This is a genomic window from Streptomyces sp. NPDC048288, assembly GCF_043201555.1.
GTDB lineage: Bacteria > Actinomycetota > Actinomycetes > Streptomycetales > Streptomycetaceae > Streptomyces.
Genome location: NZ_JBICZD010000013.1, coordinates 263,546 through 277,249, shown reverse-complemented (window position 1 = coordinate 277,249; position 13,704 = coordinate 263,546). Strand labels below are relative to the sequence as shown.

Below are 13,704 nucleotides of genomic sequence, written 5' to 3'. Positions count from 1 at the left end.
AAGTCGGCTTGCGAACGGCAAACAGGTGCTGTGAGTACCTGGGTAACAGCTGTATAACGACCCTGAAGCTGAGAGTTCTCTTATGAACCTGAGAGCCAGCTTATGAAGCGGGGCGGCCGAACCCCCGGACAGGCGTCAGCGGCGGGCCATGTACACGTCGAACGCCTTGTGGAGCAGCCTGTTGAGCGGAAAGTCCCACTCGCCGAGGTACTCCACGGCCTCGCCGCCGGCCCCCACCTTGAAGCGGAGCAGCCCCAGCAGGTGGTTGGACTCCTCCAGGGTGTCGGTGATGCCCCGGAAGTCGTAGACGGCGGCGCCGAGTTCATGGGCGTCGCACATCATCCGCCACTGCATGGCGTTGTTGGGCTGGACCTCGCGTCTGCGGACGGTGGAGGCGCCGTAGGAGTACCAGACGTGCTCGCCGACGGTGAGCATGGTCGCGGCGGCGAGGACCTCGCCCTCGTGGTGGGCGAGGTAGAGGCGCATCCGGTCGGGGTGTTCGGCGGTCAGCGCGGTCCACATGCGCTGGAAGTAGGAGAGGGGGCGCGCGATGAAGCGGTCGCGCTCGGCGGTCTCGGTGTACAGCGCGTAGAAGGCGGGCAGGTCCTCGTACCCGCCCCGCACCACCTTCACCCCCGCCTTCTCCGCCTTCTTCACATTGCGCCGCCACTGCTGGTTGAGCCCGCGCTGGATCGCGTCCAGCGACCGCCCGGCGAACGGCACCTGGAACACGTACCGGGGCTGACCGGCCGCGAACCCCTCCTCCCCGCCCGGCTCCGCCTGCCGCCACCCCATCCGGCGCAGCCGGTCCGCGAGCTCCAGGGCACGGGGCTCCTGCGAGGTGGGCTCGGCGTCCCGCAGCCGCCGGGCGGCGGGATCGGCGATCGCCGCCTTCACCGCCTCCGCGCTCCATCGTCGTACGACGATGGGCGGCCCCATCTTCACGGTGAACGCCCCCCGCCCCTTCAGATACGCCAGCAGCGGATCCAGCCACCGCTCCAGTTCCGCGTCCCCCCAGTCGATGACGGGCCCCTCCGGCAGATACGCGAGATACCGCCGCACCCTCGGCAGCGCCCGCAGCAGCACCAGCCCGGCCCCCACCATCCGCCCCTCCCCGTCGAACCACCCCAGACTCTCCGCCGTCCAGTCGGGCTTCACCTCGCCCCAGGACGGCAGCTGCATATGGCTGGCGGAGGGCCGGGACCCGACGAAGGCGAGGTGCTCGGCGCGGGAGACGGGCTGGAGGCGGAGAGTTGCTGTCATCAGAGGAAGCTCCTGGACAGGTCGGCGATCGGTGTCGGCACTCGCATCAAGGACAACAGACGCGAACCCGGTCGGATTCGATCCCACGCAGGTGGGCCGGGGCGTGTCGGAACCGGTCCGGGAAGGGCTGAGCGGAGCCGCCGCCGGGCCAGGCCGGCACGGTCAGCTCGGGCCGGCGCGTACGCCAGTGGGCTGCGAGGGGGTACACCCGCCACCGGCCGCGTTTCTTGTTCAAGTTCCTGTGCGAGGGGCGATCTCCCCCTACTGGCTGGGCCTGCACGAGGTCGTCGTCACGGGACCGGTGCGCGGCACTCCTTCGTGGCCCATGCCCAGGAGGCGCGCTCGGGCGCTATCGCGCGCTGAAGAGGGCCAGGGCCTCGGAGTCCGAGGCGCGGGCCCGGAGGAAGTAGTCGGCCCATTCCTCGATGCCGGGGTAGGAGCACGCGGCCACGAGGCGGGCGGTGGCCGTAGGGATGTCGTACGGGGTGACGCGCAGGTCGGTGCCGGGGCCGAGGAGGCACCAGTGGGCGCCGGGGCGGCCGTAGGGCATGCCCACGCTGCCGGGGTTGACGACGAGGCGGCCGTGGGCGAGGCGGGTGTAGGGCATGTGGGTGTGGCCGCAGACGACCGTGCCGATCCCGGGGTCGACCTCGGCGAAGACCTCGGCCCAGCGCTCCGGTGGCGAGTCGACCAGGACGATCTCCTCGTCGTCGCGGGGAGTGGCGTGGCAGAACAGGACCCGGCCGAGGCCCCGGACGGTGAGCGTCGCGGTCTTCGGGAGCCCGGCCAGGAAGTCGACCTGGTCCACCCTGAGGGCGTGCGCCGCGAACGGGCCGATCGGGTCCGGGATGTCGGCGCGCTCACCCCTGCGGTACTCGACCAGCTCCCGGTCCGCGTTCCCCGACAGCCACAGCACCCGGTCGCCCAGCGCCCGCAACACGTCGACCACCTCGGCCGGTTGCGGGCCCGCGGTGATGTCGCCGGTGAGGACGACACGGTCGGCACGGGACACGTCCGGTTCCGCCAGCACCGCCTCCAACGCCGGCAGCACACCGTGGATGTCGGAGAGGACAGCCACCCGGCCGACCTCGGGTTCGGGTTCGACCTCGGGTACGGGTTCGACCTCGGGTACGGGTTCGACCTCGGCTTCGGTTTCGGGTTCGGCGCCGCTCATTCGGCCTCACCGTCCAGTGCCTCCGCCAGCACCTCCGCCAGGTGTCTCCCCCGCACGCCGGCCAGCTGTTCCAGCTGGGTCCGGCAGGAGAAGCCGTCGGCCAGGACCAGCGTGCCCGGGTCCGCGTCCCGGACCGCGGGGAGGAGCTGTTCCTCCGCGCACGCCCGCGACACCTCGAAGTGGCCTTTTTCGAAGCCGAAGTTGCCGGCCAGGCCGCAGCAGCCGCCGGTCAGGTCGCCGGTGAGGCCCGCGGCCTCGCGGAGGCGGCGGTCGGGGGCGTCGCCCAGGACCGCGTGCTGGTGGCAGTGGGTCTGGCCGGTCACCGGCCGGTCCAGGCGGGGCGGCCGCCAGTCCGGGGCCAGCCGTTCCAGGGCCTCCGCGAACGTGACCACCAGACCCGCCAGACGGGCGGCACGGGGATCGTCCGGGAGGAGCTCCGGCAGGTCGGTGCGGAGGGCGGCGGCACAGCTGGGCTCCAGGACCACGAGCAGAGAGACGACGGGGTCGTCCGTGTCATCCGGGTCGTCGTCCGGGTCGTCCACGTCCGGCAACTCGTCCGGCAAGTCGTCCGGCAAGTCGTCCGGCGCCGGCAGGAACGGCTCCAGCAGGAACGGTTCCAGCAGGTCGAGCGTGTCGCGCAGCACCGCGCGGGCGCGGTCCAGCTGGCCCGTGGAGAGGTACGTCAGTCCGCAGCAGGCGCGGGTCCGGCGGGAGCGCCAGGGGTTCATGCTGACGCCCCGCAGCTCGCCCTCCTCGGAGAGGTGCACCTGCCACCGTCGGTCGGGCAGCTCGGTGACGCTCACCCCGGCCGCCTCCAGCACCCGGACCGCCGCCCGGCCCACGGACGGCGACAGGTACTCGGTGAAGGTGTCCGGCCAGAGGAAGACCCGCCGCGTCGGGATGTCCGGCCGGCGTCCGGCCCGCAGGTCCGCCATCCACCCCCGCACCCGCTCGCGCTGCCGTCTCCGCTGCCACCGGCCGAACGTCTCCGTCGCCAGCCGGGGGATCGTCCGCTCCGGCGCGATCCCGCCCAGGCGTCGGGCGAGCGCCGCCAACGGCCTTACCGAGGCGAGGGCGTTGACCAGCCGCGCCGTGCGGGTGCGCTCGACCAGGCGCAGCCACTGCGGCAGCCGGCCCATGCTGTAGTGGGCGGCGGGGCGGCGGCGGTCCGCGTAGTGGTGGTGCAGGAACTCCGCCTTGTACGTCGCCATGTCCACCCCGACCGGGCAGTCCGAGCGGCAGCCCTTGCAGGACAGGCAGAGGTCGAGGGCGTCCCTGACCTCCGTCGAGCGCCAGCCGTCCGTCACCAGGTCGCCCGCCAGCATCTCGTGCAGCAGCCGGGCCCGGCCGCGGGTCGAGTGCTCCTCCTCGCCGGTCGCCCGGAACGACGGGCACATGACGGACGGCCCGGAGACCGACGTCGTACGGCATTTGGCGACGCCCACGCAGCGCCGTACGGCCGCGGCGAAGTCGCCGCCGTCGGACGGGTAGCCGAAGGCCACGTCGACCGGTTCGCGGGGGAGGACGGCGAAGCGGAGGTTCGTGTCGAGGGGGGCGGGTCTGACCAGCATCCCCGGGTTGAGGAGGTCGTCGGGGTCCCACACCCCCTTCGCCCGCTCGAACAGCGCGACCGTCTCCGCGCCGTACATCGCCGGGAGCAGTTCCGCCCGCGCCTGGCCGTCACCGTGCTCGCCGGAGAGCGAACCGCCGTGGGCGACGACCAGGGCGGCCAGCTCCTCCGAGAAGCGGCGGAAGCGGGCCACGCCCGCCCCGGTGAGCAGGTCGAAGTCGATCCGGACGTGGATGCAGCCGTCGCCGAAGTGGCCGTACGGGGTGCCGCGCAGGCCGTGCGCCGACAGCAGGCCTCTGAAGTCCCGCAGATACGCGCCGAGTCGGGCCGGCGGCACCGCGCAGTCCTCCCAGCCGGGCCAGGCCTCGCTGCCGTCCGGCATCCGGGTGGCCGTGCCGGAGGCGTCCTCGCGGATGCGCCAGAGCGCGCGCTGCCCGGCCGGGTCGGTCACGACCAGCGCGTCGACGGTGTCGGCCGCCGCGGTGATCGCCTCGGCACGCGCGCGTGCCTCCGCCGCCGTCTCCCCGCCCGTCTCGACGAACAGCCACGCGCCGCCGCGCGGCAGCCCGGCCGAGGACGGCACCAGGTCGGCGGCCATGCCCTCCACCGTCAGCGGGCCGAAGGGCAGCAGGCCGGCCGCGGCCTCCGCCGCCGCGCCCTCGTCGCCGTATCCCAGCACCGCCAGCGCACGCGCGCGCGGGGACTCTACGAGCCGGACCACCGCCTCCGTGAGGATCCCCAGGGTGCCCTCGCTGCCGCAGAAGGAGCGGGCCACGTCGGCGCCCTTCTCGGGCAGCAGGGCGTCCAGCGCGTAGCCGGAGATACGGCGGGGCAGGTCGGGGAAGCCCGTGCGCAGCCGCGCCAAGTCGCCTTCCACCAGGGCCCGCAGGCCGTCCGGCGCCCCCGCCCAGCCCTGCCCGAGCCGCAGCCGCTGCCCGCGCGCGGTGAGCACGGAGAGCTCGCGCACGCTGTCCGCCGTCGTACCCCAGGCCACGCTGTGCGAGCCGCAGGAGTTGTTGCCGATCATCCCGCCGAGCGTGCAGCGGCTGTGGGTGGCGGGGTCGGGGCCGAAGCGCAGTCTGTGCGGGGCGGCGGCCTCCTGGAGGCGGTCCAGGACCAGGCCCGGCTGGACGACGGCCGTACGGGTGGCCGGGTCGAGGTCGAGCACGCGGTTCATATGGCGGGTGAAGTCCAGCACCACGCCGGTGCCCGTCGCCTGACCGGCGATCGACGTGCCGCCGCCGCGCGCGACCACCGGCACACCGTGCGCCCGGCAGACCTGGAGTACGGCCGCCACGTCGTCCGCGTCCCGGGGGGCCACCACCCCCAGCGGGACCCGCCGGTAGTTGGACGCGTCCATCGTGACCAGCGCCCGCGACGTGACGTCGAACCCCACCTCGCCCCGGACCGCCCCGCGCAGCTCCGCCTCGACATCCACCATGCCTCCCAGTCTGCCCGCCACCACTGACAGTGACGAGGGGTCCCGCCCCGAACCGCCACCGACGCGGCCCTCCTCCGCATGGCGGGCCGTATGACGGGCCGCGCGATGGGTCGTATGACGGACCGCATGACGGGCCGCGTGACGGGCCGCATGACGGACCGCGCGACGGACCGCATGACGGGCCGCAGGACGGGCCGCAGGACAGCGCACGGCACCCGACGCGCGTCGGGGACGGCTCGGGGCGGCCTGGGACAGCCTGGGACGGCTCGGGACAGCTCCCTTCGGGGGATTCCCGCTGGTCGCCGTCTGCCGTCGACCGGCCCGGCACCGGCCGCGGGCGGCCCGCGCACGACCGGTGCCACCCCTCCTCCCACCCCGCCTCCCACCCCCTCTCCCGCCGCCTCTCCCACCGCCCCCGCGCCCGTCTCACCCGACGGACTACATTTCGACCACGTTTCCCCCACCGGTACGCTCCCCCCGTGGCTGACATCGAGATCCCCGCTGACATCAAGCCCGCCGACGGACGCTTCGGCGCTGGCCCCTCCAAGGTGCGGACGGAGGCGCTGGAGGCGCTCGCCGCGACCGGAACGTCTCTGATGGGCACCTCCCACCGCCAGGCCCCCGTCAAGAACCTGGTCGGCCAGGTCCGCGAGGGCATCAGCTCGCTGTTCTCCCTCCCGGACGGCTACGAGGTCATCCTCGGCAACGGCGGCTCCACCGCCTTCTGGGACGTCGCCACCCACGGTCTGATCGACGGCAAGTCGCAGCACCTGAACTTCGGTGAGTTCTCGTCCAAGTTCGCCAAGGCGGCCAAGCTCGCCCCCTGGCTGGCCGAGCCCACCGTCATCGCCTCCGACCCGGGCACCCACCCGGAGCCGCAGGCCGAGGCCGGCGTCGACGTCTACGCGTTCACCCACAACGAGACCTCGACCGGTGTCGCCATGCCGATCAAGCGGGTCGCGGGCGCCGACGAGGGCGCGCTCGTCCTCGTGGACGCCACCTCCGGCGCCGGCGGCCTCCCGGTGGACATCGCCGAGACCGACGTCTACTACTTCGCCCCGCAGAAGTCCTTCGCCTCCGACGGCGGCCTGTGGATCGGCGTCTTCTCCCCGGCCGCGATCGAGCGCGCGGAGCGCGTCCACGCGTCCGGCCGGCACATCCCGGAGTTCTTCTCGCTGCCCACGGCGATCGACAACTCCCGCAAGAACCAGACGTACAACACCCCGGCTCTCGCCACCCTCTTCCTGCTCAACCAGCAGCTGGAGTGGCTCAACGGCCAGGGCGGCCTCGCCTTCTCCACCGGCCGCACCAAGGACTCCTCGACCCGCCTGTACACCTGGGCGGAGGAGTCCAAGTACGCCACCCCGTTCGTCTCGGACCCGGCCAAGCGCTCCCAGGTCATCGGCACCGTCGACTTCGCCGACGAGATCGACGCGGCCGCCGTCGCCAAGGTGCTGCGCGCCAACGGCATCGTCGACACCGAGCCCTACCGCAAGCTCGGCCGCAACCAGCTCCGGGTCGCCATGTTCCCGGCGATCGACCCGGCGGACGTCGAGGCGCTGACGAAGTGCATCGACTACGTGATCGAGAAGCTCTGACGGCGCGCCGTCTCCCGCCAGAAGCAACTCCCGTAAAAAGCTGTTGGTTTACGCGCCGGGCATGAGCCGGGCAAAACCATCCGCGGATCATTGAGTCTCCTTCGTCGCACACCGGACACTGTGTGCCCCGTGCGACGAAGGAGATCCACGCCTCCATGAACAGACCCATACCGGGTACCCGCAGGATCACCTGGAAGGACGGCGTCTTCCGGGTACGCCGCCCGCAGTCCGGCAAGCAGACCGTGGGCGTCAGCCTCCTGGACGCCCCCGAGCCGCGCCGTCTGCACGGGATCAAGCCGGTGCGGGTGCGGGGCTGAGCACCGAGCGCGACGAGGGGCGCCCGGTGGTGGCCACCGGGCGCCCCTGTCTCAGGCAGCGGAACAGCTCACGCTCGGCACCGCCCCGCCGCCCGGCGCGCCCCCGAACCCGAAGCTCACCGAACCGCCCGCCGGGACCGTCCCGTTGTGCGCCGCGTTGACCGCGGTGACCGTCCCGCCGCTCTGGGTGTACGACGCGTTCCACATGTTCGTGACCTGCTGCGGCCCGCTCCACGTCCAGGTCACCGTCCACGAACCGATCGCCGTGGAACCGGTGTTGGTGACCGTGACGTCGGCGTTGAAGCCGCTCCCCCAGTCACTGCTGACGGCGTACGAGGCCGAGCAGGAGGCCGTCGAACCGCCACCGCCACCGCCCCCACCTCCGCCCCCGCCCGTGCCGGTGCTCGGGAACAGCGGCGCCTTCACGCTCGCCAGATACCCGTCCTTCACCGTGTCCACGGTCACCCAGTCGTCCTTCAGGATCCCGCCCGTGTCACCGGAGTTGGGGTTCCACGACCAGAAGGTCCACTGGAAGGAGTCGGCGCCGTACGTCGAGGTCGGCCGGAGGTAACTGACCAGTGCGGCCAGCCACTTCTGGTCCACGGTCGAGGCGAGCGTCGTACCGAACTCGCCCACCCACACCGGGGCGATGTTCTGCTTGAAGATGTAGCCCCAGTACGCGTCCCAGACCCCCGGCATGTTGGCCGGGAAGGTCGGATCGCTGAACCAGCTCTGCTGGGCCACGCTGGTCGCGTAGTCGTGGGCCGAGTACACCACCCGGTTCGCCACCGACAGCTGCACCGGGTACTGGGCCACGCCCATCAGGTTGCCGCCCCACCAGCCGGAGACGCCGTTGAACGTCTGCACGCCCTCGACGAAGACCAGCAGGTCCGGGTTGACGGACAGGACGGCGTTCCCGGCCCGCTGGGCGGCCAGCCGCCAGTCGACCGTCGTGTCGCCGCAGCCCCAACAGGCGGGATCGTGGGGCTCGTTGTGGAGGTCGATGCCGATGACGGTCGGATCGGCCGCGTACCGCGACGCCAGGGCCTTGAGGTCGGCGATCCAGGTCGACTCGGGGACGGACGAGGTGTACCAGAGCGCCGACTGGCCGCCGGCGTCCGGGCGGTGCCGGTCGAGGATGACCCGGAGGCCGTCCTGACCGGCGTAGGCCACGATCCTGTCCATCACCTGCAGCGAGTTCAGCCCCTGCAGGTCGGCGTTCTTGCCGTTGCTGAAGTCGATGCTGTTGGGGACGGTGGTGGACTTGAGGATGTCGTCGCTGTAGGGCAACCGGATGGTGTTGTAGCCCAGCGACCTCATCTGGTCGATCATGCTCTTGTAGTCGCGCGACCAGAGGCCGTGCACCACGTAGTTGGCGGTCTCGAAGCCGAACCAGTTGATCCCGGCGATCCGGACCGGCTGCCCGGCCGCGTCCAGGATCTGCCGTCCGCTGGTGTGCCAGTAGCCGGCGCCCGGGGCGGTCGCCGCGTGCGCGGAGCCCGTCGCACCGGCGAGGGGCAGCAGGAGCGCGGCGGCGGCAGCACACAGCGCTCTGCGCAGGGTGCGTAAGCGGAACATGTGCCTGTTCCTCTCGGGAGGTTGGCGCGGTCCCGGAACACATGGGAGCGCTCCCACGCACCGCGCACCTCCCAGGAAACTGACACACCATCATCACGTCAAGACGTACGACGGCCCGGTCCGCCCCGCGCCGGGGCGGACGGTCAGCCGAGCACGGCGGTGATGCCGCTGATCACGCCGGTGGAGGTGACGACGACGGTGACCGTGAGGGGCTGGACCCGACGGGGCGCCCCGGTGGGCGGGACCAGCAGGAAGGTCGGCTTGACGTTGAGTGTCGTGGTCGCCGCCGCCGAGAAGGGGGCGTTGTTCCGCTGGGCGCCGACGAGGTAGTAGGTCGCGTGGCTGGTGAGACCGGTGCTGGTGGTGTCGTCCAGGCTGCTGATGATCTGGGCGGTGCCGCCGCCGGCCGCGCCGGGCAGGGTGATGACGGAGATGTCGAGGGTGCCCTTGACGTGGACCGACTCGGTGGGGCCGGCGATGTCGCCTTCGAACGGCCGGCTGACCGAGCTGAACTGCGGGAGAGCGGCGGCGGCCGCGGTGCGGGCCGTCCGGGCGGGCTCGGCCGCGGCGGCGGTGCCGGCGGTCGCGGGGACGGTCAGGCCCAGGGCGGCCGTGAGCAGGCCGGCCTTCCTGGCCAGGCGGAGGGCGGTGCGGGACATGGGTGCTTCCATTCCGTGAGGCGGGACCCGGTTCCTGTTGCCGCCCCCGTCCCGCGGGACGCTTCCCAGCCTGCGGTCACCGCCGTGCCACCGCCCCGCCGGTGAGCCGGACGGGTGACGCCCGGCCCCGGCCCGGTGCCGCTCAGTGCCGGCGGGCGGACGGGCGCCGCAGCCGCCGCAGCCCGAGGAAGGCGAGCACGACGGCGCCGACGGCGACGGCGCCGCCGACCTTGACCTGACCGGTCGCCGTACCGCCGCCGTCGCCGGCCGCGGCCGAACTCCCGCCGCCGGACGACGACTTGGCGGAGCCGCCCCCCGGCACGTCCTCCGCCTGCACCGGGCTGTCGGAGCCCTCGCTGCCGTACATCAGCCTGGTCCCGTCGGCGGAGTAGCTGATCGACTCGCCCTGCTTCTGCAGCGGCACGTCGAGCCGGCCCTCGCGCTTGATGGCGCCGCCGTTCCAGTCGTAGTAGATCCCGCCGAAATAGCCGCGCACGGCGAGCTGCTCGCCGTCCGGCGAGAAGGCCGCGTCGGTGGCCCAGAGGTCGACGGTGGCGACCGGCTTGAAGATGTTCGTCCCCGAGGAGGAGAGCGTGGCCGGGCCCTCGTACAGGTGCCCGCCGTCCTCCTTCTTGTCGATGATGTACACGCGGCCGGTCTTGGGGTGGACGATCAGCGACTCGGCGTTGCGGGCGCCGTTGGAGTACTTGACGACGTACTGCGTGGCCCGGACGGTCTGGTCGACGAGCTTCTTCGGCTCGGGCAGCTTGTAGATCCACACGTACGGCCAGCTGCCGTCGAGGTTGTCGCCGATGTCGCCGACGTAGATCTGGTTGTCGGGGCCGATGGAGATGGCCTCGACGTCCCGGGGCTTTCCGATCCCGCTGAGGGTGACGGTGGCGACGGTCTTCCCGGTCGCGCTGTCGATGGCGTAGATGTACGGCCCGTCGTCGCTGTCGTTGTGCGTCCAGTAGATGCCGGGGTGCAGATGGGAGGCGGCGAGACCGCTGGACTCGGTGATGCGCGGGTCCTTGATCGTGAACCCCTGGTCACCGGTGCCGTCCGCCGCGGCGGCGGAGGCGGCGGGTGTCAGGGCGAGGGCACCCGTGAGCAGGAGCCCGGCGAGAAGGGCGGGCGGTCGTCGGCGCATGGGTCCAAGCCTGCCATCCCGCCCTGTGTTCCACGGCGGGGGCCGCGGCGGACGGCGTACGTGGTGGGCCTCACATCGCACCGCTCCCCTCTGATCGTCCATCATGAGCGGATGCTCAGGTTCATGCCCGTCGGGGACTCGATGACGATCGGCAGCACGGGCGAGCACACATGGCGGTACCGCATGTGGCAGCACCTGTGCGCGACGTACGGCGGCCCGTTCACCCTGGTCGGCCCGCGCGAGACGCTCTACGACAAGCTCGCCGAGGCGCCCGTCTCGTACGCCTACGCCGACCCCGACTTCCCGCGCGCCCACCTGGCCGGCTGGGGCGAGGGCTGGCTGCACATGGCGCCGCTGATCGGGGAGGCGGTGCGCGCCGGCCGGGCCGACGTGCTGCTGGTCTCGCTCGGCCTGATCGACCTGGGCTTCTACACGAACGCGGAGCAGACGGCGGAGAACGTACGGTCCTTCGTCGCGGCGGCCCGGGAGGCCAACGCGCGGATCGGCATCGTCGTGCTGCCGGTGATCCCGAACGTCCGGGCCCTGACGGACGCGCCGTTCGCGCGGCAGGTGGCCCTCTTCAACGAGTTGCTGGCGAAGGCGGTGGCCGACCTGGACGAGCCCCGCTCACCGCTCCTGCTGGCCTCGCCCCCGGAGTCGTACGACATCGACACGGACACCTACGACGGCACGCACCCCAACGCGAGCGGGGAGCACCGGATCGCGGAGGCGTTCGCGGAGGCGATGTGGCAGGGGTGGGACGTCGGGCAGCCGTACGAGGCGGGAACGGACTGACCGATTTCCGCCGTTGCCCGGTCACTGTGCGTATCGTTGAACCGCGCGGCCGTACTCGTGCGGAGGGCGGCCGGGGAGGAGCGCCAGGATGACCGTCCTCGAAGACAGGATCGCGATGGCCGAGAGCGACGACGAGATCACGCTGGACGAGATGTTCGAGCGGATCGAGAAGATGCCCGCCCCCGAGGGATACAAGGTCGAGATCGTCGAGGGGACCGTCTTCATGTCGCCGCAGCGGGACACCCACTGGGAGATCATCGCGGACATCTTCGAGCAGTTGCGGACCAAGTACCCACGGAAGCGGGTCAAGTCCGACGTCCGTATCGACTACCCGGGACACCTCAACGGGTTCGCGACGGACGTGACGTTGGTGGCCGAAGGCGCCGCCAAGACCGAGAAGGGGCTCTGGCTCCACCAGGACGTCGAGTTCGTCGCCGAGGTCATCTCCAAGGGCACCGCGGCCAACGACTACGGCGCGAAGAAGACCGCGTACGCCAAGGCCGAGGTCCCCGTCTACCTGATCGCCGACCCCTACCAGCGCCGCTGCCACGTCTTCACCCACCCCAAGGGAGACGACTACGCGACCGAGACCCGGGTGGACTTCGGCACCGACGTCGACCTGACCGGCACGGTCGTCGACCTCGTTCTCAAGACCGACGAGTTCCCGGCCGACTAGCTAGTCCTGGGCGTCGTAACGCTCGCGGGCCTCGTGGACCTCTTCGATGTGGGTCTCCGCCCAGTGCTTCACCGAGGCCATCAGCTCCGAGAGGCTGCGGCCGAGCGCGGTGAGTTCGTAGTCGACGCGGACCGGCACGGACGGGGTCACCGTGCGGCTGACCAGGCCGTCGCGCTCCAGTGAACGCAGCGTCTGCGTCAGCATCTTGGGGCTCACGCCCGCCATGGTGCGGGAGATGTCGCTGTAGCGGCGGGGGCCCGGCACGAGGGCGGCCAGGGTCAGGCAGGCCCACTTCTCGCTGATACGGCCGACCAGTTGGTGGGTGGGGCAGGCCTTGATGAACGCGTCGTACTCGACGCGGGCCTGTTCGCGCCGCTGGGCCGCGGTCGTGGTCGCCATGGCTCACCTCCTGGGTAGGTACGCACTTACGGGTAACTACTTCCCGATGGATAGTAGCTCTTCCTAGGGTTGTCGGCAGCTGAGGAGATACCTGAGCAGAAGCCGATATCCAGGAGTTTTCTGACATGCGTGCTGCAGTGGTGAGGTCGTTCGGCGGGCCCGAGGCCGTGGAGGTCGTGGAGACCGGGGTGCCCGAGCCGGGCGGGCGGCAGGTGCGGATCAAGGTGGCGGCGGCCGCGCTGAACCCGGTGGACGCCGGGGTGCGGTCCGGGGTGTTCGGAGCGGAGGGGCAGCAGGCCGGGCTGGGCTGGGACGTCGCCGGGACGGTGGACGCGGTGGGCGCCGGGAGCGACTGGGCGGTGGGCGACGAGGTGGTCGCCCTGGTGGCCGGCTTCGGCAGGCCGCTGGGCGCGCACGCCGAGTACGTCGTCGTGGACGCGGACGCGGTGGCAGCGGCCCCGAAGTCCGTCGACGCGGTGGCCGCCGCCACCCTCCCCCTGAACGCCCTGACCGCCGCCCAGGCCCTGGACCTGCTGGAACTGAAGCCCGGCCAGTCACTGCTGGTCACCGGCGCGGCCGGGGCGGTCGGCGGATACGCCGTGCAGCTCGCCGCCCGTCAGGGGATCACCGTGACCGGGCTGGCCCGCGCGGAGGACGAGGAGCTCGTACGGTCCCTGGGGGCCGCCTCCTTCAGCAGCGGTGCCGTCGCGGCCGGGAGCGTCGACGGGGTGCTGGACGCGGCGCTGCTCGGCGCGGCGGCCCTGGACTGGCTGCGGGACGGGGGCGTCTTCGTCAGCGCGATCCCGGGCGCGGCGCCGGAGCCGGTGCGCGGGGTGCGGACGGTGTCCGTGTCGGTGAGCGCGGACGGCGCACGGCTGGCGGAGCTGTCCGGCCTGGTGGACGAGGGTGTCCTGACCCTCCGGGTGGCCGGCACGTACCCCCTGGCGGAGGCCGCGAAGGCACACGCCCGGCTCGCCGAGGGCGGGGTGCGGGGACGGCTGGTGCTGGTGCCGTAGCGCCCGCCCCCGCCGGCCGACCGGCACAGGTCCTTGCCTAGAGCGCACTCCACGCCGTTGGCTGGGTG

The 13,704-nt window shown here is 72.2% G+C and carries 12 protein-coding genes; 5 read left to right on the top strand and 7 right to left on the bottom strand.

Translation table 11 applies throughout. The annotated features are described in order from the left end of the window. Positions 1 to 135: 135 nt before the first annotated feature. The 3 genes from ACGFZS_RS39060 to ACGFZS_RS39050 form a co-directional block, all read right to left on the bottom strand. On the bottom strand, positions 136 to 1,263 hold the full coding sequence (locus ACGFZS_RS39060; RefSeq protein WP_393799088.1) for a lipid II:glycine glycyltransferase FemX: 1,128 nt from the start codon (positions 1,261 to 1,263) through the stop codon (positions 136 to 138). 349 nt (positions 1,264 to 1,612) lie between these two features. Then, positions 1,613 to 2,437: a metallophosphoesterase family protein gene (locus ACGFZS_RS39055; protein WP_393799087.1), complete on the bottom strand. Its 825-nt coding sequence runs from the start codon at positions 2,435 to 2,437 to the stop codon at positions 1,613 to 1,615. Next, positions 2,434 to 5,448 (bottom strand): FAD-binding and (Fe-S)-binding domain-containing protein, encoded by a 3,015-nt coding sequence (locus ACGFZS_RS39050; protein ID WP_393799086.1) that lies wholly within the window; start codon positions 5,446 to 5,448, stop codon positions 2,434 to 2,436. Before ACGFZS_RS39050 ends, ACGFZS_RS39055 begins: the two co-directional genes overlap by 4 nt. 479 nt (positions 5,449 to 5,927) lie before the next feature. On the opposite strand from ACGFZS_RS39050, the gene serC reads away from it, so the two are divergent. Beyond that, entirely contained in the window at positions 5,928 to 7,046 is a 1,119-nt protein-coding gene (serC, locus tag ACGFZS_RS39045; protein ID WP_393799085.1) for a phosphoserine transaminase, read from the top strand. 155 nt (positions 7,047 to 7,201) lie between these two features. Further along, positions 7,202 to 7,363 (top strand): hypothetical protein, encoded by a 162-nt coding sequence (locus ACGFZS_RS39040; RefSeq protein WP_393799084.1) that lies wholly within the window; start codon positions 7,202 to 7,204, stop codon positions 7,361 to 7,363. Between the two features lie 51 nt (positions 7,364 to 7,414). On the opposite strand, the gene ACGFZS_RS39035 is transcribed toward ACGFZS_RS39040, so the two are convergent. From ACGFZS_RS39035 to ACGFZS_RS39025, 3 genes are all read right to left on the bottom strand, one after another. Then, on the bottom strand, positions 7,415 to 8,941 hold the full coding sequence (locus tag ACGFZS_RS39035; protein ID WP_393799083.1) for a cellulase family glycosylhydrolase: 1,527 nt from the start codon (positions 8,939 to 8,941) through the stop codon (positions 7,415 to 7,417). Positions 8,942 to 9,084: 143 nt separating this feature from the next. Continuing rightward, positions 9,085 to 9,600, bottom strand: a complete 516-nt coding sequence (locus ACGFZS_RS39030; RefSeq protein ID WP_393799082.1) for a hypothetical protein — start codon at positions 9,598 to 9,600, stop codon at positions 9,085 to 9,087. A gap of 142 nt (positions 9,601 to 9,742) precedes the next feature. Further along, entirely contained in the window at positions 9,743 to 10,750 is a 1,008-nt protein-coding gene (locus ACGFZS_RS39025; RefSeq protein ID WP_393799081.1) for a WD40 repeat domain-containing protein, read from the bottom strand. A gap of 111 nt (positions 10,751 to 10,861) precedes the next feature. Here ACGFZS_RS39025 and ACGFZS_RS39020 point away from each other — a divergent pair, with 111 nt between their 5' ends. Next, positions 10,862 to 11,545 carry an SGNH/GDSL hydrolase family protein gene (locus ACGFZS_RS39020; protein ID WP_393799080.1) on the top strand — a complete coding sequence of 228 codons (684 nt, stop codon included), beginning with the start codon at positions 10,862 to 10,864 and terminating at the stop codon, positions 11,543 to 11,545. 88 nt (positions 11,546 to 11,633) lie between these two features. Continuing rightward, positions 11,634 to 12,221 (top strand): Uma2 family endonuclease, encoded by a 588-nt coding sequence (locus ACGFZS_RS39015; RefSeq protein WP_393799079.1) that lies wholly within the window; start codon positions 11,634 to 11,636, stop codon positions 12,219 to 12,221. Here the strand turns inward: ACGFZS_RS39015 and ACGFZS_RS39010 are convergent, their stop codons facing one another. Beyond that, positions 12,222 to 12,620, bottom strand: coding sequence for a winged helix-turn-helix transcriptional regulator (locus ACGFZS_RS39010; protein WP_393663307.1), 399 nt, complete (start codon positions 12,618 to 12,620; stop codon positions 12,222 to 12,224). Between the two features lie 125 nt (positions 12,621 to 12,745). Here ACGFZS_RS39010 and ACGFZS_RS39005 point away from each other — a divergent pair, with 125 nt between their 5' ends. Then, entirely contained in the window at positions 12,746 to 13,636 is an 891-nt protein-coding gene (locus ACGFZS_RS39005; RefSeq protein ID WP_393799078.1) for an NADP-dependent oxidoreductase, read from the top strand. Positions 13,637 to 13,704: the final 68 nt, after the last annotated feature.